This window comes from Kumtagia sp. (genome assembly GCF_059502445.1).
Genome location: NZ_JCACER010000022.1, coordinates 77403 through 100337, shown reverse-complemented (window position 1 = coordinate 100337; position 22935 = coordinate 77403). Strand labels below are relative to the sequence as shown.

Below are 22935 nucleotides of genomic sequence, written 5' to 3'. Positions count from 1 at the left end.
CGGCCAATCTCCCCCCTTGCGGGGGAGATGTCCGGCAGGACAGAGGGGGGTGCGAAGGAGCGCCATGGTCAGTCCTCTTGTCCAAACGAACCGGAACCACCCGTCCCGGTCGCCGTGACGAACCAGTCGGGCCGCGCCGCGGCGATCGCGGCCGCCGCGTCCCGGGCGGCCGCGCCGTCGGCGAACACGCCAAAGCAGGTGGCGCCGGAGCCAGACATGCGAGAGAACAGCGCCCCCTCCCCGGCCAGAACGTCGAGCGTCCCGCCGATCGCCGGTTCGAGCGACAGCGCCGGCGTCATCAGGTCGTTGCGGGTGGCGGCGAGCCAGTCGAGCAGCGGGGCAGCGGCGATCCGCTCCGGCAGCGGCGGCAGTGGTGGGTTGTCGCGGCTCGCCAAGGCGGCGAAGACACGCGGCGTGGCAACTGCCACGCGCGGATTGACCAGCACCAGAAAAAGCGGCGGAAAGCCATCGATATCCTCGATGTCCTCGCCGACGCCGCGTGCCATCAGCGGACTGGAGCGCAGGCACATCGGCACGTCGGCACCGAGGGAGAGCCCGATTTCCGCGAGGCGGGCGGCGCCGATATCGAGATCCCAGTGGCGCGCAAGCGCCCGCAACACGGCGGCCGCGTCGCTCGACCCGCCGCCGACGCCCGACATGGCGGGGATGTTCTTCTCGAGCGCGATCAGGACGGGATCGCCGGCTCTCCGGCCGGCGACGGCGCGCAGCGCGTCGCGCGCCCGAACGACAAGGTTTTCCGGGCCGTCTGGAACCTCTGCGGCGAACGGCCCCCGGACCGAAACGACATCCCGCGCGGCCGGCTCGACGGCAATCCGGTCGCCGAAGGCGGTGAAGACGGACAGGCTCTCGATCAGATGATAGCCGTCGGCGCGCCGGCCGACGACGTGCAGCGCCAAGTTGATCTTGGCGGGCGCGGCCTCGGCGACCGCCGCGACGGCAAGCTGCATGGAAAACCCGTCAGTCCTTGGCGGGCCGGTATTCGCCGGTCTTGGGATCGAAGACCAGCGTACCGTCGGCGTGGTTGCGCGCCTGCTGCTCGTGCCGCCGGATCTTCGCCGTCACCCGCTCCGCCTCGCGCACGAAGTGGCGGTAGCCGAAATAGGCAACGATGCCGATGATCGCGAAGAAGATGAGCTGCGGCATGTCCATTCCTCCCTGCGTCGAGCGGACTGCATGACCGTTCAGGTCGAGGCAAGCCCCATCATAGCGTCAACTGCCCTGCCATCAAAGCCCGAAGCGGCTCCACAGCGCCCGCTCGGCCGCGGCGTCGATGAGCCCGTCCGCGGCTGCGGACGCGATGTCGGCCGCCGGCGAGCTCCCGCGCACGCTGAAGAGACCGAGCCGGCGGCCGAACAGCCCGCGCGGCGGCGCGATCAGCTTCAGCCGCGTCTTGGCGCCGAAGCGGGCCTTCAGGAAGCCGCGCATGTCGCCGATGCCGTCGGCCAGCCCCAGTTCCACGCCCTTCCTGCCCACCCAGAAAAGGCCGGTGAACAGGTCCGGATTGTCGGCGAGCCGCGCGCCGCGCCGCTGCCTGACAAGCTCGATGAAGCTTTCATGCATGTCGAGCTGCAGTGCCTTCAGCCTCTCGACGTCCTCCGGCTTCTCGGGCTGGAAAGGATCGAGCACCGACTTGTTGGCGCCGGCCGTATAGACGCGGCGCTCGACGCCGACCTTCTTGAGCAGTTCCGGAAAGCCGAAGGTGGCCGAGATGACGCCGATCGAACCGACGATCGAGAACGGATCGACGATGATCTCGTCGCCGGCGGTGGCGATCATGTAGCCGCCCGAGGCGGCGACGTCCTCGACGAAGACGAACACCTTCTTGTTGTTTTCGACCGCGAGGTCGCGGATGCGCTTGTGGATCAGCCGCGACTGCACCGGCGAGCCGCCGGGCGAGTTGATGGAGATGGCGACGGCTGGCGCCTCCTTGTCGGCGAAGGCCTTCTCCAGCAGCCCGGCGGTCGAGGCGAGCGACAGGTTCTGGCGGAACTGGCTGCCGCCGGCCATGATCGCGCCGCTGAGACGCACGACGGGAATGGTCACGCCTTCCGGCCGCATCGATTTCGGCAGCAGGCGGCGCAGCAAGGACTTCACGGGTGCGGGGCTCCATCTTCAAACGTGTCGCAACGCATGTAGGCATTGCCGCGCGCGGCGCAATGCCGATGTCGCGGTCAGTCCCCGAAAAGCGAAGCCTCGCCGGCGCCGATCGCCTCGGCGCGGGCGGTGAAGCGGCGCTCCGCGCCTTCGTGCAGGAAAAGCGGCGGCAGCAGAGACGGGGCGCCGCGCCCGCCGCGGACCGCCCGCAGCACGATGCGGATCGCCGGCTCGGCGGCGCCGGGATGCACGGGAAGAATCTCGGCCGAGCCGAAGCGGCCCGACAGGGCGGCCAGGATCGGCGCAAGCGACGCCGGGCGGGCGATCAGCGCCACTTTTCCGCGCGGCCTGAGCACGGCGGCGGCGCTGCGCAGCCAGGTCTCGAACAGGCCATCCTCCGCGACATGCGCCTCGCGCCGCAGGGCGTCGGGGGTGGCGCGGTCGCGGCCGTCGTTGAAGGGCGGGTTCATCAGCACGAAATCGGCGGAGCGGTCGGCAAGCCCGGCGGCCTGGCGCGCCTTGCCGGCGAGCGCGACGTCGGCGACCAGCACGGAAGCGCGCGCGGCAAGCTCGCCATTGCCGGGGTGGTCCAGCGACAGCCGGGCATAGCTGGCCATCTCCGGCGAGCGCTCGACCAGCAGAACCGAGGCTTGCGGACAGCGCGACATCACCGCCAGGCCGGCGGCCCCGGCGCCGGCACCGAAATCAGCGACATGGCCGGAAAAATTGGAAGGCACCGCCGCTGCCAGCACCAGCGCGTCCATGCCGGCGCGATGCCCGCCCTTCGCCGGCTGCACGAGGACGAAGCGGCCGCGATGGAAGGCGTCGATCGTGTGCGGGCTTTGCGCGATCAAGGCGGCGAGCCGGAGTGCTGCGATTGGAATTTCAAGCTGCGAAAACTCGCCTTCACCGCTCCCGCATCTCGTTGCCGATGCCGGCGTCGGCGAACAGGCGGCGCGCCTCCTCGGCGTCGTCGTCGGCCACCAGGATGCGGCGCGGCAGGATGCCGATGGAGCCGTCGAGCACGCTCATGTTCTGGTCGGCGACCAGGCATTCGATGCCGGCGTCGCGCAGCAGCGACTGCGCGAAGGAGAGGACGACGGCGTCATTGGTGCGGATGAGCTCGATCATCGGCGGAAAGTGGCAGCTTGCGCGACCGATGTAAACGGCCGCTACTGGACCGCCACCGACCCGTAGACCATATTCGGCAGCCACAGCGACAGGCCGGGCACGGCGCTCAGGATGACGAGCAGCAGCGCCATCATGGCGAGGTAGGGCAGCACCTCGCGCGCATAATCCATCATCGGCACGCGCATCACCATGGAGGAGATGTACATCAGGCCGCCGACCGGCGGCGTGATGCCGGCGATGGTGAGATTGGCGATGAAGACGATGCCGAAATGCACGCGGTCGATGCCGACGCCGTCGATGATCGGCAGCAGCATCGGCGTCAGGATGATGAGCGCCGCGGAACCCTCGATCGCGGTGCCGATGATGATCAGCACCAAATTGATGAGCAGCAGCATCAGCAGCGGGTTGTCGGTGATGCCGCCGAGCCAGCCGGACATGGCCTGCGGCACCTGTTCCCAGGCGAGATAGAAGCCGAAGGCGGCGGCCGCGCAGATCATGATCATCACGGTGGCGGAATCGCGCACCGCTTCGGCGAGTACTTCCGGGATCTGACGGATGGTGAACTCGCGATAACCGAAGACGGCGACGAACAGCACGTAGACGACCACCACGGCGCCGGCTTCCGTCGTGGTGAACAGGCCGTAGCGTGTGCCGGCGAAGATGACGATCGGAATGGACAGCGCCCACAGCCCGTCGACCAGCGCCTGCCAGCCCTCGGCGCGTGTCGCCCGCTTGTCGCGCAGCGCCTTGTAGCCGCGCTTCTTTGCGATGAAGTACGTCGTCACCATCAGGCCGGCGGCAAGCAGCAGCCCCGGCACCACGCCTGCCGCGAACAGTCTTCCTATCGAGGTCTCGGCGAGAAAACCGTAGACGATGAGGCCGATCGACGGCGGGATGAGGCTGGTGATGATGGCGGCCGACGAGGTGATGACGGCGGCGAAGGCGCGGCTGTAGCCGCGCTCGGCCATCTGGATGCCCAGCGTCTTGGCGAGCATGGCGGCATCGGCATTGGCGGAGGCGGTAAGGCCGCCGAGCAGCGTGCCGAGCACGGTGCACATCTGCGCCAGCGCCCCGGTCATGTGGCCGACCAGCACGTCGGCCAGATTGAGCAGCCGCCGGGTGATGCCGGAAGCGTTCATGATGCAGCCGGCGAGCACGAACAGCGGCAGCGCCAAGAGCGAGATGGACTGGCTGCCTTCGGCGAACTCCTGCGCGAAATTGGACAGCGGAATCATGTCCATGTTGAGCAGGAAGAAGGAGAGCGCGCCGATCGCCATCGCCCAGGTGATGGGAACCGACAGCAGGAACAGGAGCACGACCAGGGCGGAAGGCCCGGCGAGATGCAGCAGGGTCATATCAGCGAATCCGCGTGCTGGAGCGGTTTTGGCGCCCAGGGCCGCATGACGGCGAGATGCTGGGCCAGCATGCCGAGCGAGGCGACGGTCAGCGGCGCATAGATCAGGCCGCGCGACAGATCGAGCGCGATGGTGTGCACGTTGCGCGCCGTCCAGGCCTGCCAGGCGAAAAGCAGCGCCATGGCGAGAAAGAACGCCGCGAGCAAAAGGTAGTTGAACCAGGCGATGGCCTTCTGCCAGCCGTCGGGAAGTGCTGCGACGAGCCCGTCGATCGCCGCGTGCGTGCCGAGCCGCACGCCGGCCACCGCGCCGAAGAAGACGAGGTAGGCGAAGGCGATGACCGCTATCTCGTAGGTCCAGGCGGCCGGCTGCGGGAAGACGTAGCGGCTGACCACGCCCCACAGGATGGAGCCGACGATGGCGAGCAGCGCGACGACGCCGACGGCCTCGTCGGCGCGCGCCAGGCTGAGCAAGGGTTTTTCCTTGCGGGATTCCGGCTGGAGAGCCATGAGCCTTCCTGTGTTCGATAGCGCCGGCTGCCGCCAGCGGACGGCTTTCCAGCCCTTCTGCGGGTTCTTCCGGCAGGCTGGACGGGGCAGGCCTGCCGGAAAGAAGCCTACTTCATCGCGTCCTGGACACGGTCGTAGATGCCGGGCGTCAGATTGGGAACGGACGCGTAGGCGGCGCGCGAGGCTTCCATGAAGGCCGGCACGTCGACGTCCTCGACGATCTCCACGCCGGAGTCGGCCAGCTGCTTGGCATAGCCGTCATCGGTTTCGAGCGTCATCTTCGTCAGCTCGCCGGCGATCTTCTGGCCTTCCTCGATGAAGATCGTCTGCAGATCCTCCGGCAGGCTGTTGTAGAAGCTGGCCGACGTGACCCAGGCGGTGAACATGGCCTGGTGGTTGGTCTTGGAGATGACTTTTCGCACCTCGTTGAGCTTGGCGCCGACCACCGAGCCGAACGGCGCTTCCGCCGCATCGACCACGCCGGTCTGCAGCGCGTTGTAGACGTCGCCCCAGGGCAATTCGGTCGGCCGCGCGCCGAAGCCGCGGAAGGTCGCCAGCATGATCGGCGAGGACGGGACGCGGATCGTCACGCCTTCGAGGTCGGCCGGCTTGCGCACCGCCTTGTCGGAGATGACGTGGCGATAGCCGAACAGGCCGTTGGGCATGATGATCTTGAGGCCCTGGGCCTCCAGCTTGCCGGAGAGCTCCTTGTAGAGCTCGGAGGCGAACAAGCGGTCGCTGGCCTCCAGGCTCGGATAGACATAGGGACCGGCGAGGACGGAAAGATCGGGCAGGAACTGGCCGAGTTGGCCGTAGTCGGTGGCGCTGAGCAGGCTGGCGCCGCTCATCACCATTTCGTTGACCTTCTTCTGCGGCCCGAGCTGGTCGCCGGTCATCACGGTAATGGCGATGCGGCCGTCCGAGCGCTCCCTGACGCGCTCGGCGAAGGTGTTCATGGCCCGCACGATCGGCTCGTTCGGGTTCACCTGCGAGGTGGAGAAGCGCAGGCTGTATTCCTGAGCGGATGCGGCTGAGCAAACGGAAATGACGGCCGCTACGGCGGCTGCGACGACACGTATCAAGATAAGCCTCCCTATCCGACCGACATGATCGATCGTGCATTCACATATGAATGATCTACTCATAAGAGAACATTTTCCCGCCTTCCGTCAAGCGCATTTTTAGAGGCAGAGCCGCCGGCGGCCGCCAGCCGCGCCAATTCGTCCCCTTTCGTTGGCCTGCCGGGCGCCCTAGCTTGGCCGGAAGGGCTTGCGTATCGCCGCATCATGGGTATTTCGTGCGGCTCGAAATCGAGGAGTCTCGCCTTGGGTGTCGTGCTCAACATCGAAGACGGCAAGCGCCCGTCGATCAACCGGCTGCTGGAGCTGACGGCCGCCGACATGGGCCGCGTCAACGAACTGATCCTGTCCAAGGCGGGATCGGACGTCGAGATGATCCCGGAGATCGCCAACCACCTGATCTCTTCGGGCGGCAAGCGGCTCAGGCCGATGGTGACGCTCGCCACCGCGCAGATGTTCGGTTATTCCGGCGACGGCCACATCAAGCTCGCCACCAGCGTCGAGTTCATGCATACGGCGACGCTGCTGCATGACGACGTGGTCGACGAAAGCGACCTCAGGCGCGGCAGGAAGACGGCGCGCATGATCTGGGGCAACCAGGCGAGCGTGCTGGTCGGCGACTTCCTGCTCGGCCAGGCTTTCCGCATGATGGTCGACGTCGGCTCGCTGGAGGCGCTCGACATTCTCTCGACTGCGGCCTCCATCATCGCCGAGGGTGAAGTGATGCAGCTTGCAGCGGCGAAGAACCTGGAGACCACCGAGGACGAGCATTTCGCCGTCATCAAGGCCAAGACGGCGGCGCTGTTCTCGGCCGCCGCCGAGGTCGGGCCGGTGGTCGCGGGCGCGACCCGCACCGACCGCGCGGCATTGCGCTCCTACGGCATGAATCTCGGGCTTGCCTTCCAGCTCATCGACGATGCGCTCGACTATGGCGGCGATTCCAAGAAACTCGGCAAGAATGTCGGCGACGATTTCCGCGAGGGCAAGGTGACGCTGCCGGTGATCCTCTGCTACCGGCGCGGCACCGCGGAGGAGCGCGCCTTCTGGAAGCAGGCGATCGAGGACAATGTCGCCGACGACGCGGCGCTTGAGAAGGCGCTCGCGCTGATGACGCGGCACGGCGCCATCGCCGACACGATCGGCCGGGCGCGCCATTTCGGCGAGATCGCCCGCGACGCGCTGGCGCCGCTGCCGGCGACGCCGCAGAAGGCGGCACTGCTCGACGTTATCGATTTCTGCATAAGTCGCGTGGTCTGATGACGCGCCTCGCGCCCTCGTGATTCGCCGGCCGCCGCGGCGGATTGAACCGGGATCGCAAAAAGGCCATGCTTGTGCGCTTCACCGGGTCGCGACTTGATCCGCTTGGCGCGGCAATGCCGGAAAGGACAGTGATGCGGAAACGTCTGGTTTGGCTTGCGAGCGTCTCGGCCCTGACGGCCGCGATCCTGATGGGACCACCGGCGCTTGCCAAGCGCGCGGCCGACTCCGTCCAGATCGGATCGTTCACCGGCGCCTATCTCGCCGCCCGCGTCGCCGAGGTCGACAACGACATGGGCGCGGCGATCGATTACTACCGGCGCGCGCTCGAATTCGATCCCGACAACCAGCAGCTCCAGCAGAGCCTGATGCTGGTGCTGATCTCCGTGGGCCGCTTCGACGAGGCATTGCCGCTGGCCGATCGGCTGAAGACCGTGCCGGAGGTCGAGCGTTTCTCGCGCGTCGCGCTGGCGGTCGACGCCTTCCGCAAGAAGGACTACCGGGAAGCCGGCAACTGGCTGCAACTGGCGCTGGAATCCGACCTCGACCGGCTGGTCACCGGTCTCATGGGCGCCTGGGCAAAGGCCGGTCGCAACGAGGGCTCGGAGGCGCTCGCCGACCTCGACGCGCTCGACGGCCCCGAATGGTTCGCGCTGTTCGCCACCTACCACCGCGCCCTCATCGCCGACATGGCCGGGCTGACCGAGGAGGCGGAAGCCTCCTACCAGGCGACGCTCGACAATGCGGCGGCCGGCAGCGCCGCGCCCGAGACCTGGCTGCGCGCGGCCGAAGCCTATGCCGGCTTCCTGGCGCGGCGCGGCGACAGGAACGAAGCGCTCGCCGTCATCGGCAAGGCGGAGGAATTCGCCTCGGGGCGGCTGTCGCTGGTGGCGCTGCGCGAACGGATCGAAAAGGGCGAGACGCCGGAAGCGATCGTCACCACGCCGGCGGACGGCGCCAGCGAGGTGCTGCTCGACCTGGGCGCCGCGCTCAACCGTGGCGGCGGCGAGCCGTTCGTGAAACTCTACCTGCAGCTCGCGCTGGCGATGCGGCCGAACAGCGACGCGGTGCTGCTGCAGCTCGCCTCGGTGGCCGAGCAGCAGAGCGATTCGGAAGAGGCGATCTCCTTCTACGAGCGGATCCCGGCCGCCTCGCCGCTGAAGCGCGCGGCCGAGCTGCAGCTCGGCCTCAACCTCGCCGACCTGAAGCGTCACGACGAGGCGATCAAGCATCTGACGCGGCTGCTCGATTCCGATCCGACCGACATGCGCGCCTATCTTGCGCTCGGCGGCGTCTATGCCTCCAAGGAGGACTACAAGTCGGCGGCCGAGCTGTACGACCGCGCGGTCGAGCGGCTGAAGGAGCCCACCAACGCCAACTGGAACGTGTTCTACCAGCGCGGCATCGCCTATGAGCGGCTGAAGCAGTGGCCGAAGGCGGAGCCGAACTTCCGCAAGGCGCTGGAGCTCTACCCCGACCAGCCGCAGGTGATGAACTATCTCGGCTATTCCTGGGTCGACATGAACGTCAATCTCAGCGAGGGACTGGAGCTGATCCGCAAGGCGGTCGATCTCAGGCCGAGCGACGGCTACATTGTCGACTCGCTGGGCTGGGCCTACTACCGGCTCAACCGCTTCGACGAGGCGGTGGTCGAGCTGGAGCGCGCCGTGTCGCTGAAGCCCGACGACCCGGTGCTCAACGACCATCTCGGCGACGCCTACTGGCGGGTCGGCCGCAAGCTCGAGGCGACGTTCCAGTGGCGCCACGCGCGCGATCTGAAGCCCGATCCGGACGTGCTGCTCTCGGTCCAGAAGAAGCTGAAGGAAGGCCTGCCGGCGCTGGAAGGCAAGACGGCGCTCGAAGCCCCTGCCCCGCCCGCCCCGAAGGTGGTCGACCCCGACAAGAAGGGGTAGGGACGGTCCGTGGGGCGAGAATTCATCGAGCCGCGCGACGGTCAACGCTCCGAAAGATCACTGAAATTCTTGATCTTGACAGCGTGCTCGGGAAACCGCGCGACGATCTCCAACTCGCCGCCCATCGCCTGGATGAAGCGGCGTAACGTGCTGACATACATGTCGGCCCGCTTCTCCATCTTGGCGACGGAGCCCTGTCCGACTTGCAAGGTCTGGGCAATTTCTTCCTGCGACAGTTGAAGGGCTCTGCGGACCTCCGCGAGGCCCATTTCCTTGTCGAGCGTCACCGCTTGCGCTTCAGCGGCAGACTGCGCCTCCGGCGTCATGCGGGCGCGCAGTTCGGAAAAGGGGCGCCTACCGGCCATTGTCGTTCTCCCTGTTCAGTTCGGCGAGATGTTCGTCATAAAGGTCGTCGGCCAGCGGAATCATCCGATCATAGAACCGCTTATCGCCCGTCTTGTCTCCACCGATCAGCAGGATCGCCGTGCGCCGCGGATCGAAGGCATAGAAGATTCGTAGCGGCTTTCCGCCGCTCTGGACCCTCAGTTCCCGCATATGAGCGTGCCGCGATCCTTGTAGGCCGCTCGAAAACGGAAACGGCAGGAGCGGGCCGCGTTGCTCGAGCTTGAACACATGAGCGCTGATGCTGATCTGCTCGGACTCGATCAAGCCGTCCCACCAACCGGCGAACTCGTCGGTGTATTCGACCTCCCATGCCATGCGATAAATAGTATTCCCTCCAAGGAATACAAGCAAGCTCCGTCAGTGCGGACGCGGGGTCACCCGTCGCTGGTAGGCTTGCCGCCGGCCTCCGCCAAACTTGACGCTCCCGGCGCGGAACACTAGGACGGGGCCACCTTTTCCAGCCTGCGACGAGGCTCCGTTGTCTGCCAGACTGCCCGACCATATGCACCCCAGCCGTTCGTTCCAGGGGCTGATCCTGACGCTGCACAACTACTGGGCCGCCTATGGCTGCGTGGTTTTGCAGCCCTACGACATGGAGGTCGGCGCCGGCACCTTCCATCCGGCGACGACGCTTCGCGCGCTCGGGCCGAAACGCTGGAACGCCGCCTATGTGCAGCCGTCGCGGCGGCCGAAGGACGGGCGCTACGGCGAGAACCCGAACCGGTTGCAGCACTACTACCAGTACCAGGTCATCCTGAAGCCGAACCCGCCGGACCTCCAAAAACTCTATCTCGGCTCGCTGGAGGCGATCGGCGTCGATCCGCTTTTGCACGACATCCGCTTCGTCGAGGACGACTGGGAGAGCCCGACGCTGGGCGCCTGGGGGCTCGGCTGGGAGTGCTGGTGCGACGGCATGGAGGTGTCGCAATTCACCTATTTCCAGCAGGTCTGCGGCATCGAATGCGCGCCGGTGTCGGGCGAGCTCACCTACGGGCTTGAGCGGCTGGCCATGTATGTGCAGGGCGTCGACAACGTCTACGACTTGAACTTCAACGGCCGCGACGGCGACGAGAAGGTCACCTATGGCGACGTCTTCCTGCAGGCCGAGCAGGAATATTCGCGCCACAATTTCGAGCATGCCGACACGGCCATGCTGCTGCGCCACTTCGACGACGCCGAGAAGGAATGCCAGGCCCTGCTGAAGGCCGGCGCGCCCCTCTCCCCCCTCGAGGGGGAGATGGCCGCGAAGCGGCCAGAGGGGGTAACCTCAGAAGGCATCTCCAGAACGTCGAGCACGGCCGTAGCGACCCCTCCCGACCAGCCTTCGGCTGGCCACCCTCCCCTGAAGGGGGAGGGGAGCCACCGCATGGTCTTCCCCGCCTATGACCAGGCGATCAAGGCTTCCCACGTCTTCAACCTGCTCGATGCCCGCGGCGTCATCTCCGTCACCGAGCGGCAGAGCTACATTTTCCGGGTAAGAGAATTGGCGAAGCAATGTGGTCTTGCATTTCTTAAGACCGAGGCGGGCGGATTCGCTCCCAATAATGCTCCCAATAATACTGACGCATACAAGAATCATCCGCTTTTTGGAAAATTCTAGCCGATGCCCGACCTTCTCCTTGAACTCCGCTCCGAGGAAATCCCCGCCCGCATGCAGCGCAAGGCGGCGGGCGACCTGCGCAAGATGGTCACGGACGGTCTTGTCGAGGCCGGCCTGACCTACGAGGCGGCGCGCGAATACTGGACGCCGCGGCGGCTCGTGCTCGATGTGCGGGGGCTCACTGCCCGCTCGAAGGACGTGCGCGAGGAGCGCAAGGGCCCGAGCACAAAAGCGCCCGACCAGGCGATCCAGGGTTTTCTGCGCTCTGCCGGGCTTACCGACATCGCGCAGGCGGAAATCCAGACGGACCCGAAAAAAGGCGATTTCTACGTCGCCCGCGTCGTCAAGCCGGGCCGCGCGGCGGAGGAGATCATCGCCGCGCTGCTGCCGGAGGTGATCAGGACGTTTCCGTGGCCGAAATCGATGCGCTGGGGCGCCGCGTCGGGACCGAAAGGGTTGCGCTACGGCGAGATCGACGGGCGCGGCGGCGAGGCGCTGCGCTGGGTGCGGCCGCTGCAGTCGATCGTCTGCACCTTCGGGCCGGAGACCGAGGAGCCGGTGGTGGTCGATTTCGCGGTCGACGGCATCCGCTCGGGCAACACCACCTACGGCCACCGTTTTCACGCGCCGGAGGCGATTTCCGTGCGCCGTTTCGACGACTACGTGGCCAAGCTGGAGGCGGCCAAGGTGATCGTCGATGCCGAGCGGCGCAAGGAGATCATTCTCAGCGACGCGAAAAATCTCGCTTTCGCCAACGGGCTCGACCTGATCGAGGACGAGGGCCTGCTGGAGGAGGTGTCGGGGCTGGTCGAATGGCCGGTCGTGCTGATGGGCGAGTTCGACGAGGCGTTCCTCGCCATCCCGGCCGAGGTGATCCGGCTGACCATCCGGGCAAACCAGAAGTGTTTCGTGACGGCGCCCCTCTCCCCCCTCGAGGGGGAGATGTCGGCGAAGCCGACAGAGGGGGTAACCTCAGAAGGCACCGCCAAAGGAACGTCGAGCACGGCCGCAACGACCCCCTCCGCCGCCTTCGGCGGCACCTCCCCCTCAAGGGGGGAGGGAAGGCTGGCGCCGCGGTTCCTCCTCACCGCCAACATCGAGGCCAGGGACGGCGGGCGTGAGATCGCCCACGGCAACGGCAAGGTGGTGCGGGCGCGGCTCTCCGACGCGCTGTATTTCTGGAAGACCGACCAGGCCGACCTGCCCGACCTCGACAAGCTGGAAGCGTCGGCTGAAAAGTTCGGCCTGAAGCGCGATGCGGCCGGAAAACTCCTGCCGCTCGACCAGCGCATGGCCCGTCTCGACCATCTCGGCGTGACCTTTCATGCGAAGCTGGGCACTCAAGGGCAGCGTGTCGAACGCATCGCAAGACTTGCCGAAGAGCTGGCGCCGACGGTCGCGCTAGCTTTCTCCCCCCTTGCGGGGGAGATGGCCGGCAGGCCAGAGGGGGTACCCTCAGAAGGCACCGCCAGAACGTCGAGCACTGCCGGAACGACCCCACCCGGCCGCTTCGCGGCCACCCTCCCCTCAAGGGGGAGGGAAGCGTCGAGCGCTGCCGCAGCGCCCCCCTCTGTCGCCTTCGGCGACATCTCCCCCTCAAGGGGGGAGATTGGCGCGCTCGCCCGCCGCGCCGCGCTGCTCGCCAAGGCGGACCTCACGACCGAGGTGGTCGGCGAGTTTCCTGAGCTAGAAGGCGTGATGGGCCGCAAATACGCGCTGCTGCAGGGCGAGAACCCGTCCGTCGCTGCCGCGATCGAGGAGCACTACAAGCCGCAGGGCCCCTCCGACCGCGTGCCGACCGATCCCGTGTCGATCGCCGTCGCGCTGGCCGACAAACTGGATACGCTGGTGGGTTTCTGGGCGATCGACGAGAAGCCCACCGGATCGAAGGACCCGTATGCGCTGAGGCGAGCGGCGCTGGGGGTGATCCGGATCGTGGTCGAGAATGGGGTGCGATTGCCCCTTAGACTAATACTCGAGGATCACTTGCTTTTCGGCATAGTCGTGGCTGGTGACATTTACGGTGACGCTTTAGCACAGCGCAAAGCCGACTTCCAAGAGGACATCGTTCGCATGCTTCAATCAATGAAACTGATTGGAGCAGTTGACTATTTTATTCGCTGTGAAGGCTCACGAGAACGTTACTTATCGATCAAAAATGGTCGCGCACCTAGTCCGACTACGCTTGCAGAGATGTGGAAGCTGGAACATCGATTACTCTCTGTACCTGAGTTGCTGTTTGGCTATTTTGCTGAAGAATCTTATATTCGAAAAGGCATAGCTGCCTCGCATTGGGGTGCGAAAAGGCAACGGCGTGTAGAACGTCTACTGAGAAGATACTCGGAACCGCTCATCATAGACCTTCTCTCCTTCTTCCACGACCGCCTGAAAGTCTACCTCCGCGACCAGGGCGCGCGGCATGACCTGATCGACGCGGTGCTGGCGAGCCGGGCGCCACTCTCCCCCCTTGCGGGGGAGATGTCGGCGAAGCCGACAGAGGGGGTAACCTCAGGAGGCACCGCCAAAGGAACGTCGAGCACGGCCGAAGCTACCCCCACCGCCGCCTTCGGCGGCACCTCCCCCGCAAGGGGGGAGGGCGCGTCGGCGAACGACGACCTGCTCACCATCGTGCGCCGGGTCGAGGCGCTGGGCTCCTTCCTCGACAGCGAGGACGGCAAGAACCTGCTCGCCGGGACGAAACGTGCCGCCAACATTCTTGTCGCCGAGGAGAAGAAGGGTACGGTGATCGCCGCGTCGGTCGAGCCGGTGCTGTTCCGCGAGGATGCCGAGAAGGCACTGTTCGCGGCCGTGAACCAGGCCGAGCGGGAGGCCGGCGAGGCGATCCGGCAGGAGGATTTTTCGGCCGCCATGCGGGCGCTGGCGGCGCTGCGGGTGCCGGTCGACAGCTTCTTCGACAAGGTGCTGGTGAACGACGAGGACGTGGCGGTGCGGGCCAACCGGCTGGCGCTGCTGGCGCGCATCCGCGCCGCCACCGGCCAGGTCGCCGATTTCTCGAGAATCGCCGGATGATCCTTTCGCCCGAGCCGGTGCCGGCCCGGATGCGTCGGCCCGCCTGTTTCCGGCGTCACATGGGCAGGATCGCCGGTCCCGGCGCGGCTGGCGGCGCGGGCGGCGCCAACTCGGGCCGAGGCGCGGAAACAGGCGCCGGCCCGGAGGCGGCAGGTTGCGGTTCCGCCATTGGCGGAGCAGGCTGCCGGGACGCGACGGCCTTGTCCTTTTTCCCTTCCTTGCGGTCATTCCGAGACTTCGATTGCGGCGGCTCGACCGGCTCGGCCGCCCCGCCCGAGGCTTCGTCGACAACGCCGCCGCGGATCACCACAGGGGTGGCGTGGGCCCCGGCCGCTTGCCCCGCCGCCGGCCGGCCGAAAGCAACCATCGACGGGCTCACCGCCCGCCGCGTCGGGGCGGCGGCATCCGCCGCTGCCCGCTCAGCGCCGGCGGATTGCGGTTTGGCGACAGCCGTGATGGAAGAAGACCCGCTTGCCTGGTGCGGCGGCGCCTCGACCAGCGACGAAGCCTGCGCACTGCCCGAAACCAGCGCGAGAATCGCCAAGGTCGCGCCTGTCAGCCGCATGGGTCCCCCAAAAACGCTTCGATTGACTTTCGGCCTGCCGAAGCCGATGCCGTGCCACAATCGCATTGAGTGGTTGATCAAGTTTTCACGAGACCGGGGCAAAGGCATGATCGCGCGGGCCCATCTGGAGAGAGGGTTAACGCTTGGCTGAGGTGATCGCCGCCACGCGCGCGATGGCGGCCGCGCTGGCGCTGCTTTCGGCCGGCGAAGTGGTCGCCGTGCCCACCGAGACCGTCTACGGGCTGGCCGGCGACGCCACCAGCGGCGAGGCGGTGGCGCGCATCTTCGAGGCGAAGGGCCGGCCGCGCTTCAACCCGCTGATCGCCCATGTCGGCTCGCTCGCCATGGCCGAGGAACTCGCGATCTTCGACCCACTGTCGCGGCGGCTGGCCGAAAAATTCTGGCCGGGGCCGTTGACCCTCGTCCTGCCGCTCAAACCCGGATCGGCCATCCATCCGCTGGTCACCGCGGGTCTCGACACGGTGGCGCTGCGCATGCCGCGCGGCTTCGCCGCCGGGCTGATCGCGCGGCTGGGCCGGCCGTTGGCCGCCCCCAGCGCCAACCGATCGGGGCGCATCAGCGCCACCACGGCCGCGGCGGTGGCCGAGGATCTGGGCGAGCGCATCCCGCTGGTCGTCGACGACGGCCCGACGCCGGTCGGGGTCGAATCCACCATCGTCAAGGTTGAGGACGGGCGGCCGAGGCTGCTGCGCCCCGGCGGCGTCGCGGCGGCGGAGATCGAGGCGGTTGCCGGCATGGCGCTGGCAAGGAGCGGCGCCGCTGCCGACATCGAGGCGCCGGGCATGATGACCTCGCACTACGCGCCGGGTGCGGCGGTCCGGCTGAACGCGGTCGAGACGTTCGCAGGCGAGGCGCTGCTCGCCTTCGGACCGCAGCGCGCCCGCGGCGCCGAGCAGGCGCTCGCCATCCGCAATCTTTCGGAGCGCGGCGACCTGCGCGAGGCGGCTGCCAACCTGTTCTTCCACCTGAAGGAACTGGACCGGCTCGGCGCGGCCATGATCGCCGTCGAGCCGGTGCCGGACACCGGCCTCGGCGAGGCGATCAACGACCGGCTGGCGCGCGCCGCGGCGCCGCGCGATGCAGACGACGACAATGAGTGAGAGATGACAACCGAGATCTTTGACGACGCGTCCTTCCAGGCAGTGCTCGACCGCTTCGCGAAAATCGTCGGCCCCGCGCATGCGCTGACCGACGCCGCCGACATCGCGCCCTTCGTCACCGAGCATCGCGGCCTCTATCCCGGCCTGACGCGGCTGGTGCTGAAGCCGGGCAGCGTCGAGGAGGTCGGCCGCATCCTGAAGCTCGCCAGCGAGACCGGGACGGCCATCGTGCCGCAGGGCGGCAACACCGGACTGGTGGGCGGCGGCGTGCCCGACCGTTCCGGCCGGCAGGTGGTGCTGTCGCTGTCCAGGCTGAACCGCATCCGCGAGGTCGACACGCTCTCCAACACCATCACCGCCGAGGCCGGCGTGATCCTGCAGAGCCTGCATGACGCGGCCGAGGCGGTGGACCGGCTGTTCCCGCTGTCGCTCGCCTCGCAAGGCTCCTGCGAGATCGGCGGCAACCTCTCCACCAATGCCGGCGGCACGGCGGTGCTGGCCTATGGCAATGCGCGCGAACTCTGCCTCGGCGTCGAGGTGGTGCTGCCCACCGGCGAGATCTTCGACGATCTGCGCAAGCTGAAGAAGGACAATACCGGTTACGACCTGAAGAACCTGTTCGTCGGCGCGGAAGGCACGCTGGGCGTGATCACCGCGGCGGTGCTGAAGCTTTTCCCGAAGCCGCGCAGCAAGGAGGTGGCCTTTGCCGGGCTGGCCTCGCCGGAAGCGGCGCTCGACCTGCTCGGCCGCGCGCAGGAGCGCGCCGGCTCGGGCCTCACCGCTTTCGAGCTGATCGGCGCGCGCCCGATCGAGTTCGCGCTGCGCCATCTGTCCGGGGGTGTCGCTCCGCTCGCCGATCAATGGCCCTGGTACGTGCTGATGGAGGTCTCCTCCAGCCGCTCGGCCGAGGAAGCGCGTGCGACGATCGAGGAAATCCTCGGCGAGGCGCTGGAGGCTGAGCTGGTCGGCGACGCGGTGATCGCCGCGAGCCTGGCGCAGGCCGCCGCGTTCTGGAAGCTGCGCGAGGACATTTCCGACGCGCAGAAGCCCGAGGGCGCCTCGATCAAGCACGACATCTCGGTGCCGGTCGCCTCGATCCCCGCCTTCATCGCGCGCGCGGCCGAGGCCGTCGCCTCGGTCAGCCCGCAGGCGCGCGTCGTTTGCTTCGGCCACATGGGCGACGGCAACCTGCACTACAATGTGTCGCAGCCGGTGGGCGCCGACCCGAAGGAATATCTCGCCCTCTACAAGCCGATGAACAAGGCCGTGCACGATGTCGTGCGCGACCTCGGCGGCTCGATCTCGGCCGAGCACGGCATCGGCCAGATGAAGCGGGCCGAACTCGCCCTCACCGCCCCGCCCGTGGCACTGGACCTGATGCGGCGCGTCAAGGCCGCTTTCGACCCGGCAGGGATCATGAATCCGGGCAAGGTGATCTGAGGGATCCGCTTCCGTGCCCTCGGGGCTCTGACAAGGGGCTTTGCGCAGATTTCACCGCACCGGCGGCACCGGGATCGGCCCGGTCGGCGGCACCGGTGTCGGCGTCGGGTCGGGCGCAGGATCGGGATCGGGAAACGGTCTGGGCGGGTTCGATTGCATCGGGACCTCCTTTGCGCTCAAACGTCCTGCCCACGCCCCGGTTCCGCCCCTCCCCGGCGCAGATTAGTCGCCATCCGGCTTGGCCGCCCGAAGCGTCGCGGGACCGGCAGCGAAACTGCGACTGCCTGCTGCTAAGGCTTTCGAGGCGCTCGGCCCGCCCTGTCTCTTGACTGTCGCGCCGATGCCGGCCTAGCATCTCGCAGGTGCGAAGGCATCCCTTCGCAAGCGCGAGAGAGGCGGCCGTATGATCCTGGTGGGTGGCAGCCATGCAACGGCGATACGTCAGGCGGCCCGGTCGATGGGTGTCGACCTGAACTTCCACGTCTTTCACCGCAACTCCCCGCTCTGGCCATCCGGAAAAGAGCTGTTCCAGCCGGAATTCCTGGCAGAGTTCAACGGTCTCGAAGGCACCATCTTCTCGTCGCTGGGCGGCAACAGCCACAACGTCATGGGCTTGATCGAGCACCGGGCTCCCTTCGACTTCGTCCACCCCAGGATCAAGACCAAGGCCAAGACCGACGATGACAGGACCTGGGTGCCGTTTTCGGCCGTCAAGCAGAGCATCGAACAGACCGCCGGAACATTCCTGCGGCTCCTGCAGGGCTTTGCGGAACGCTATCCCGGACGCGTGGTCCACCTGCAGTCGCCACCGCAGATCGAGGACGAGACCTTCATTCGCCAGGGTATCGTGGACAAGGGAACGGACGCCAGAAAGACCGGGCTGGCAAAATTCGGCATCGCCCCCGCCGCCCTGCGGTACAAGCTGTGGCGGCTCAACTCGGAGATATTCGAAGAAAGGTGCGCCGAGCTCGGGGTCAAGTTCGTTCCCGTGCCGTCTGCCTCGATAACGCGGTCGGGCTTCCTGAAGCGGAAATACTGGGGCGACCCGACGCACGCCAACGCCGCCTACGGCAAGCTCGTCCTCGAACAGATGAGGCAGCACGCGTGACACATCCCTACAGGAATGCGCCCGACTACCGCCGCTGGAGCCGCGCGATGGGAGGCCTTGCCGGCGAGGCCGTCGATCCCGTCGTGTCGTTCCCTTTCAGGGTCGGCAGGACCGAGCGGGTCGTGACCGCCGGGAGCTGCTTCGCCCAGCATATCGCCCGCTATCTCACCGAGCAGGGCTTCAACCATTACATCGCCGAGCGGCCGCACACCGTCCTGAAGGAGGAAGTCGCGAGGGAACACAATTACGGCATGTTCTCGGCCCGGTACGGAAACATCTATACGGCCCGCCAGCTGCGGCAGCTTCTGCAGCGCGCGCATGGCCGCTTCGTGCCGAAGGAGGAGTACTGGCTGAAGGGAGAGCGGTATCTCGATCCGTTTCGTCCGCAGATCAATCCAGGCGGCTTCCATTCCCTGGAGGAGCTTCGCCGCGACCGCAAGCAGCATCTGGAACGGGTGCTTCACGCGTTCAAGGCCGCTCGCGTGTTCGTCTTCACGCTCGGGCTGACCGAGGCGTGGGTCGACCGCGAGGACGGGGCCGTCTTCCCGATCTGCCCGGGGGTCGAGGGCGGCACGTTCAGCCCGGACCGCTACGCATTCGTCAACTTCTCCCTCGCCGAAGTCCTCCTGGACATGAAATTGGCGATCCAGGCGCTGCGGCGCCTCAATCCGAAACTCAAGATCATCCTCACGGTCTCGCCCGTTCCGCTGGCGGCGACGGCCGAGGACCGCCATGTCCTGGTGTCGACGACGCTGTCGAAGAGCGTGCTGCGCGTCGCCGCCGACACGCTGTCGCGCGAGATCGCCAACGTCGCCTATTTCCCGTCCTACGAGATCATCACGGGCAACCATGCCCAGGGGCGGTACTTCGACCGGGACCTGCGCTCCGTGACCGAGGAGGGCGTGCGCCACGTCATGAGACTGTTCTTCCAGCACGCCGCGGAAGAGGGCGAGGCACCGGTCCCCGCCAAGGCGCCCAGCGCCCGGTTGCGCGAGGAAGATGCCGCCCGGGAGGTGGCCGAAGTCCTCTGCGACGAGGCCTTGCTCGATCCGACCTGATCCGGCGCCGGCACCAGCTGCCGTCGCTTCGGTGTTCAGGCGCATGCCATGGCATGCGCTCGTGAGCGGCGTTCTGCTCGCGCATTTAACCTCCCGTTGAGATGGATTTCCCAATCCTTGCGGTGGGTTGCATTCCGCTAACCATCGGCCGGATCAGCGAAAATTTAACCGATTTCCTTAAGCGGGCAGGTAAACCCGCCGCGCTATTGTCTCGCTCATAAAGAACCCGGCCAACCGGGACAGGGAGACCGGAACACCGGCTCTCGAGAGCGACAGGAAGGCAGTCAAAATGAGCACGAGCACCGGACTGATGCCAGTCTGGGCGGGACGCAACATGCGCCTCGACCCCTCCCGCTTGCCGCAGGTGGTGAGCTACGCCAGCCGCGACGACCTCGGCGACGTCACCTTCACCATCGACCGCCGCGGCGCCGTGCTGCGCCGGCGGCTCGACCGCAGCGGCCTGCCGGTGACGGTGGCGCTGCCGGCGCGCGCCTTTCTCGGCGTGGCGGCCCGCGCCATGGAGGACGAGACGGGCACCGTCACGGTGACGCTCGAGCTCCTGCACCGCGATCCCATGCTGTCGGTGCCGCTGCTGGTCGCCGACGACCTCGAGGACGTGGCCGCCGACTGGCGCGCCTGGTCGGACGCCTACGGGCTGCCGATGCTGCTGGTCGAGGCCGACGGCGTCGCCCGCACGCTGGAGGAATCGCTCGGCGCCGCGATCAGGGCGCTGCCGCCGCAGGCGCGGCGCCAGGGGCGCGCCACCCGGGCGCGGCGACCGCGCTTCCTGGTGCGCCGCAAGGCCGGCGACCTCGGCCTGCGCCTGGTGGTCGAGGGGCACGAGATCATCGCGCCGTTCTGAGGCCGAACCGGCGGTGTCACACGCAAATCACCGCCGGATCACAACAAAAAGCCGCCGGAATCCGGCGGCTTTTTGTTTCTGCTAACCGAAAAAGCGATCAGTTCAGGCGGGTCTTCAACGCGTCGAGCGAGGATTTGAACAACTCGCCGCCGACCTTCTGGTCGACCTTGCCGGCAAGCACCGTGCGTGCCGCCTCGACGGCGATATCGACCGCCCTGGCGCGCACCTCGTTGACAGCGTCGCGCTCGGCCTGGCCGATCTTCTGCTCGGCCAGCGCGGCGCGGCGCGTCACATAATCCTCGGTCTTCTGCTTGGCCTCGGCGACGAGCTGGCCGGCCTCGCGCTTGGCGTGCTCGACGATCTCGGCCGCTTCCTTCTCGGCTTCCTTGCGCTTGCGCTGGTACTCGGCCAGGAGCTGCTGCGCCTCTTCGCGCAGGCGACGGGCTTCCTCCAGCTCGGCCTTGATCTTCTCGGCGCGGGCGTCGAGCGACTTGCCGACGGTGCCCGGCACCTTCATGTAGAAGATGAGGGCCAGGAAGAGGACGAGGGCTACTGTGGCCCAGAATGTGGCGTCCATGATCCGCTCCCTCAGCCTTGCGCCGTCTTCACGGCCGCGGCGACCGCGGCCTTGTCGACGGTCCCGCCGACCAGCTCGCGCACGATGGCGGTTGCCGTGTCCTCGGCGATGGTGCCGACTTCGTTCATGGCCTTGCCCTTGATCGCGGCGATGCTGGCCTCGGCCTCTCCGAGACGGCGATCCAGATCGGCCTCGACGCGCTTGCGCTCGGCCTCCGCGTCGGCCCGCGCCTTGTCGCGCGCCTGTTGGCCGATCGTGTTGGCGTTGGCCTTGGCCTCGGCCAGTTCCTGCTCATAGGCGGCGACGGCCGCGTCGGCCTCGCCCTTCATGCGGGCAGCCTGGTCGAGATCCTGGGCGATGCGGTCGCTCCGCACCTCGAGTATGCCGCCGATGCGCGGCAGCACGACCTTCTTCAGGAACAGGTAGAAAAGCCCAAAGGTGATCGCCAGCCACAGGAGCTGCGACGGGAAGGTCGATGAATCGAACGGCGGAAACAGGTCCGAGCCGTGGGCGTCGGCGCCGGTTTCGGTATGAGCCCCGCCCGCCGGATGCGCCTGGCCCTCGGGATGGGCTTCTCCGATCGGATGCGCCTCGCCCGCCGGGTGCGTCCCGCCTTGCGTATGAGCTTCGCCTTCCGCCGGGGCGGTTTCCTGAGCGTAGCCAGGTGTCACAAACATCTTCTTCCCCTGTCCGGAACCGGCCGCGCCATGCGGCCGGCAACATCTTCACCCGAAAAGATCAGGTGAAGAGGAGCAGGAGGGCGACGAGCAGCGAGAAGATGCCCAGCGCTTCCGTCACGGCGAAGCCGAAGATCAGGCGGCCGAACTGGCCGTCGGCGGCCGACGGATTGCGCAGCGCGCCCGCCAGATAATTGCCGAAAATGGTGCCCAGGCCGATACCGGCGCCGCCCATGCCGAGGCAGGCGATACCCGCGCCGATCGCCTTTGCTGCATCTACTTCCATGTCAAACTCCTTGTGGATCGTAATCCGGTTGAGAAAATCTACGAGAGCGGCGCGCGCCGCCGGTTCGTCCTTAGTGGCTGGGGTGCAGCGCGTCGTTCAGGTACATGCAGGTCAGCACGGCGAAGACGTAGGCCTGCAGGAACGCCACGAGGAATTCGAGGGCGGTGATGGCGACCGTCATGATCAGCGGCAGGATGGCGCCGAAGACGCCGACCGCGCCGAACGCGCTGAGCGAGGTGACGAAGCCCGCGAAGACCTTCAGCGTGATGTGGCCGGCGAGCATGTTGGCGAACAGACGGACCGAGAGGCTGATCGGCCGCGACAGGAACGAGATCACCTCGATCAGCACGACCAGCGGCACGAGGATGCCCGGCACGCCCTGCGGCACGAACAGTTTCAGAAAGCCGAAACCGTGCTTCATGAAGCCGTAGACGATCACCGTGCCGATCACCAGCAGCGCCAGGGCGAAGGTGACGATGATGTGGCTGGTGACGGTGAAGAAATAGGGGAACAGGCCGAGCAGGTTCGCGACCAGCACGAACATGAACAGCGAAAACACCATCGGGAAGAACTTCATGCCGTGCGAGCCGGCAGCGTCGCGCAGCATGTTGGCGACGAACTCGTAGGACATTTCCGACAGCGACTGCAGCCGGCTCGGCACCAGGCCGCGGCTCGACGTCGTCAGATAGAGGAAGGCGCCGGAGACGGCGACCGTCGCCACCATGAAGGCGGAGGAATTGGTGAATGAGAAGTCCATGCCGCCGATCTCGATCGGAATCAGCTTCGCGATCTGGAACTGATGGATCGGATCGTTGGCCATTCGGCCCCCCTCGGCTTGCGGCGCAGC

General features: G+C 67.0%; 24 protein-coding genes. 9 read left to right on the top strand and 15 right to left on the bottom strand.

The features are described from left to right. Positions 1-68 precede the first annotated feature (68 nt). From AC5JDC_RS09695 to AC5JDC_RS09660, 8 genes are all read right to left on the bottom strand, one after another. On the bottom strand, positions 69-968 hold the full coding sequence (locus tag AC5JDC_RS09695) for a 4-(cytidine 5'-diphospho)-2-C-methyl-D-erythritol kinase (protein WP_495841178.1): 900 nt from the start codon (positions 966-968) through the stop codon (positions 69-71). Between the two features lie 10 nt (positions 969-978). Then, on the bottom strand, positions 979-1164 hold the full coding sequence (locus tag AC5JDC_RS09690) for a hypothetical protein (protein ID WP_106771787.1): 186 nt from the start codon (positions 1162-1164) through the stop codon (positions 979-981). Positions 1165-1245: 81 nt separating this feature from the next. Beyond that, the gene (locus AC5JDC_RS09685) at positions 1246-2115 is read right to left on the bottom strand and encodes a S49 family peptidase (protein WP_495841177.1); all 870 of its coding nucleotides are present in this window, start codon (positions 2113-2115) and stop codon (positions 1246-1248) included. Positions 2116-2192: 77 nt separating this feature from the next. Next, positions 2193-2969 (bottom strand): tRNA1(Val) (adenine(37)-N6)-methyltransferase, encoded by a 777-nt coding sequence (locus AC5JDC_RS09680; RefSeq protein WP_495841176.1) that lies wholly within the window; start codon positions 2967-2969, stop codon positions 2193-2195. 52 nt (positions 2970-3021) lie between these two features. Then, complete coding sequence (locus tag AC5JDC_RS09675; RefSeq protein WP_106771662.1) at positions 3022-3246, bottom strand: putative signal transducing protein; 225 nt, start codon at positions 3244-3246, stop codon at positions 3022-3024. 41 nt (positions 3247-3287) lie between these two features. After that, on the bottom strand, positions 3288-4601 hold the full coding sequence (locus tag AC5JDC_RS09670) for a TRAP transporter large permease (protein ID WP_495841175.1): 1314 nt from the start codon (positions 4599-4601) through the stop codon (positions 3288-3290). Next, entirely contained in the window at positions 4598-5110 is a 513-nt protein-coding gene (locus tag AC5JDC_RS09665; RefSeq protein ID WP_495841174.1) for a TRAP transporter small permease, read from the bottom strand. The genes AC5JDC_RS09670 and AC5JDC_RS09665 overlap by 4 nt, the downstream gene beginning before the upstream one ends. Positions 5111-5217: 107 nt before the next feature. After that, positions 5218-6192 carry a C4-dicarboxylate TRAP transporter substrate-binding protein gene (locus tag AC5JDC_RS09660; protein ID WP_495841173.1) on the bottom strand — a complete coding sequence of 325 codons (975 nt, stop codon included), beginning with the start codon at positions 6190-6192 and terminating at the stop codon, positions 5218-5220. Positions 6193-6435: 243 nt separating this feature from the next. On the opposite strand from AC5JDC_RS09660, the gene AC5JDC_RS09655 reads away from it, so the two are divergent. After that, positions 6436-7446, top strand: a complete 1011-nt coding sequence (locus AC5JDC_RS09655) for a polyprenyl synthetase family protein (protein WP_106771666.1) — start codon at positions 6436-6438, stop codon at positions 7444-7446. Positions 7447-7580: 134 nt separating this feature from the next. Beyond that, positions 7581-9359, top strand: coding sequence for a tetratricopeptide repeat protein (locus AC5JDC_RS09650; protein WP_495841172.1), 1779 nt, complete (start codon positions 7581-7583; stop codon positions 9357-9359). Positions 9360-9400: 41 nt separating this feature from the next. Here the strand turns inward: AC5JDC_RS09650 and AC5JDC_RS09645 are convergent, their stop codons facing one another. Next, on the bottom strand, positions 9401-9724 hold the full coding sequence (locus AC5JDC_RS09645; protein ID WP_495841171.1) for an XRE family transcriptional regulator: 324 nt from the start codon (positions 9722-9724) through the stop codon (positions 9401-9403). Further along, complete coding sequence (locus tag AC5JDC_RS09640) at positions 9714-10079, bottom strand: type II toxin-antitoxin system RelE/ParE family toxin (RefSeq protein WP_495841170.1); 366 nt, start codon at positions 10077-10079, stop codon at positions 9714-9716. Before AC5JDC_RS09640 ends, AC5JDC_RS09645 begins: the two co-directional genes overlap by 11 nt. Before the next feature lie 187 nt (positions 10080-10266). Between AC5JDC_RS09640 and AC5JDC_RS09635 the strand changes: the two genes are divergently transcribed. Together AC5JDC_RS09635 and AC5JDC_RS09630 are read left to right on the top strand one after the other, a co-directional pair. Next, positions 10267-11364, top strand: coding sequence for a glycine--tRNA ligase subunit alpha (locus AC5JDC_RS09635; RefSeq protein WP_495841185.1), 1098 nt, complete (start codon positions 10267-10269; stop codon positions 11362-11364). Between the two features lie 3 nt (positions 11365-11367). Beyond that, entirely contained in the window at positions 11368-14394 is a 3027-nt protein-coding gene (locus tag AC5JDC_RS09630) for a glycine--tRNA ligase subunit beta (RefSeq protein WP_495841169.1), read from the top strand. Positions 14395-14449: 55 nt separating this feature from the next. Here AC5JDC_RS09630 and AC5JDC_RS09625 read toward each other — a convergent pair whose 3' ends face one another. Beyond that, the gene (locus AC5JDC_RS09625; protein ID WP_495841168.1) at positions 14450-14959 is read right to left on the bottom strand and encodes a hypothetical protein; all 510 of its coding nucleotides are present in this window, start codon (positions 14957-14959) and stop codon (positions 14450-14452) included. Between the two features lie 173 nt (positions 14960-15132). Here AC5JDC_RS09625 and AC5JDC_RS09620 point away from each other — a divergent pair, with 173 nt between their 5' ends. The 5 genes from AC5JDC_RS09620 (at position 15133) to AC5JDC_RS09600 (ending at position 20548) form a co-directional block, all read left to right on the top strand. Beyond that, a complete protein-coding gene (locus AC5JDC_RS09620; protein ID WP_495841184.1) occupies positions 15133-16080 on the top strand; it encodes an L-threonylcarbamoyladenylate synthase in 948 nt (315 codons plus the stop codon). Between the two features lie 3 nt (positions 16081-16083). Next, positions 16084-17520, top strand: coding sequence for an FAD-binding oxidoreductase (locus tag AC5JDC_RS09615; RefSeq protein ID WP_495841167.1), 1437 nt, complete (start codon positions 16084-16086; stop codon positions 17518-17520). A 403-nt stretch (positions 17521-17923) separates the two neighbouring features. Next, positions 17924-18628, top strand: coding sequence for a hypothetical protein (locus tag AC5JDC_RS09610; RefSeq protein ID WP_133170074.1), 705 nt, complete (start codon positions 17924-17926; stop codon positions 18626-18628). After that, the gene (locus AC5JDC_RS09605) at positions 18625-19686 is read left to right on the top strand and encodes a GSCFA domain-containing protein (RefSeq protein ID WP_495841166.1); all 1062 of its coding nucleotides are present in this window, start codon (positions 18625-18627) and stop codon (positions 19684-19686) included. The genes AC5JDC_RS09610 and AC5JDC_RS09605 overlap by 4 nt, the downstream gene beginning before the upstream one ends. 289 nt (positions 19687-19975) lie before the next feature. Beyond that, entirely contained in the window at positions 19976-20548 is a 573-nt protein-coding gene (locus tag AC5JDC_RS09600) for a DUF6101 family protein (protein ID WP_495841165.1), read from the top strand. A 97-nt stretch (positions 20549-20645) separates the two neighbouring features. Here the strand turns inward: AC5JDC_RS09600 and AC5JDC_RS09595 are convergent, their stop codons facing one another. The 4 genes from AC5JDC_RS09595 to AC5JDC_RS09580 form a co-directional block, all read right to left on the bottom strand. Beyond that, positions 20646-21125, bottom strand: a complete 480-nt coding sequence (locus AC5JDC_RS09595) for a F0F1 ATP synthase subunit B (protein WP_106771678.1) — start codon at positions 21123-21125, stop codon at positions 20646-20648. An 11-nt stretch (positions 21126-21136) separates the two neighbouring features. Further along, positions 21137-21802: a F0F1 ATP synthase subunit B gene (locus AC5JDC_RS09590; protein WP_495841164.1), complete on the bottom strand. Its 666-nt coding sequence runs from the start codon at positions 21800-21802 to the stop codon at positions 21137-21139. A gap of 61 nt (positions 21803-21863) precedes the next feature. Then, positions 21864-22088, bottom strand: a complete 225-nt coding sequence (locus AC5JDC_RS09585) for a F0F1 ATP synthase subunit C (protein ID WP_091918644.1) — start codon at positions 22086-22088, stop codon at positions 21864-21866. Positions 22089-22158: 70 nt separating this feature from the next. Next, positions 22159-22908, bottom strand: coding sequence for a F0F1 ATP synthase subunit A (locus AC5JDC_RS09580; protein ID WP_106771680.1), 750 nt, complete (start codon positions 22906-22908; stop codon positions 22159-22161). Positions 22909-22935: the final 27 nt, after the last annotated feature.

Bases quoted from the DNA above. Each gene is read 5' to 3' on its own strand.
- AC5JDC_RS09695 (WP_495841178.1), bottom strand. From the start codon at position 968: ATGCAGCTTGCCGTCGCGGCGGTCGCCGAGGCCGCGCCCGCCAAGATC.
- AC5JDC_RS09690 (WP_106771787.1), bottom strand. From the start codon at position 1,164: ATGCCGCAGCTCATCTTCTTCGCGATCATCGGCATCGTTGCCTATTTC.
- AC5JDC_RS09675 (WP_106771662.1), bottom strand. From the start codon at position 3,246: ATGATCGAGCTCATCCGCACCAATGACGCCGTCGTCCTCTCCTTCGCG.
- AC5JDC_RS09670 (WP_495841175.1), bottom strand. From the start codon at position 4,601: ATGACCCTGCTGCATCTCGCCGGGCCTTCCGCCCTGGTCGTGCTCCTG.
- AC5JDC_RS09665 (WP_495841174.1), bottom strand. From the start codon at position 5,110: ATGGCTCTCCAGCCGGAATCCCGCAAGGAAAAACCCTTGCTCAGCCTG.
- AC5JDC_RS09650 (WP_495841172.1), top strand. From the start codon at position 7,581: ATGCGGAAACGTCTGGTTTGGCTTGCGAGCGTCTCGGCCCTGACGGCC.
- AC5JDC_RS09645 (WP_495841171.1), bottom strand. From the start codon at position 9,724: ATGGCCGGTAGGCGCCCCTTTTCCGAACTGCGCGCCCGCATGACGCCG.
- AC5JDC_RS09640 (WP_495841170.1), bottom strand. From the start codon at position 10,079: ATGGCATGGGAGGTCGAATACACCGACGAGTTCGCCGGTTGGTGGGAC.
- AC5JDC_RS09635 (WP_495841185.1), top strand. From the start codon at position 10,267: ATGCACCCCAGCCGTTCGTTCCAGGGGCTGATCCTGACGCTGCACAAC.
- AC5JDC_RS09630 (WP_495841169.1), top strand. From the start codon at position 11,368: ATGCCCGACCTTCTCCTTGAACTCCGCTCCGAGGAAATCCCCGCCCGC.
- AC5JDC_RS09625 (WP_495841168.1), bottom strand. From the start codon at position 14,959: ATGCGGCTGACAGGCGCGACCTTGGCGATTCTCGCGCTGGTTTCGGGC.
- AC5JDC_RS09620 (WP_495841184.1), top strand. From the start codon at position 15,133: ATGGCGGCCGCGCTGGCGCTGCTTTCGGCCGGCGAAGTGGTCGCCGTG.
- AC5JDC_RS09615 (WP_495841167.1), top strand. From the start codon at position 16,084: ATGACAACCGAGATCTTTGACGACGCGTCCTTCCAGGCAGTGCTCGAC.
- AC5JDC_RS09610 (WP_133170074.1), top strand. From the start codon at position 17,924: ATGATCCTGGTGGGTGGCAGCCATGCAACGGCGATACGTCAGGCGGCC.
- AC5JDC_RS09600 (WP_495841165.1), top strand. From the start codon at position 19,976: ATGAGCACGAGCACCGGACTGATGCCAGTCTGGGCGGGACGCAACATG.
- AC5JDC_RS09595 (WP_106771678.1), bottom strand. From the start codon at position 21,125: ATGGACGCCACATTCTGGGCCACAGTAGCCCTCGTCCTCTTCCTGGCC.
- AC5JDC_RS09590 (WP_495841164.1), bottom strand. From the start codon at position 21,802: ATGTTTGTGACACCTGGCTACGCTCAGGAAACCGCCCCGGCGGAAGGC.
- AC5JDC_RS09585 (WP_091918644.1), bottom strand. From the start codon at position 22,088: ATGGAAGTAGATGCAGCAAAGGCGATCGGCGCGGGTATCGCCTGCCTC.
- AC5JDC_RS09580 (WP_106771680.1), bottom strand. From the start codon at position 22,908: ATGGCCAACGATCCGATCCATCAGTTCCAGATCGCGAAGCTGATTCCG.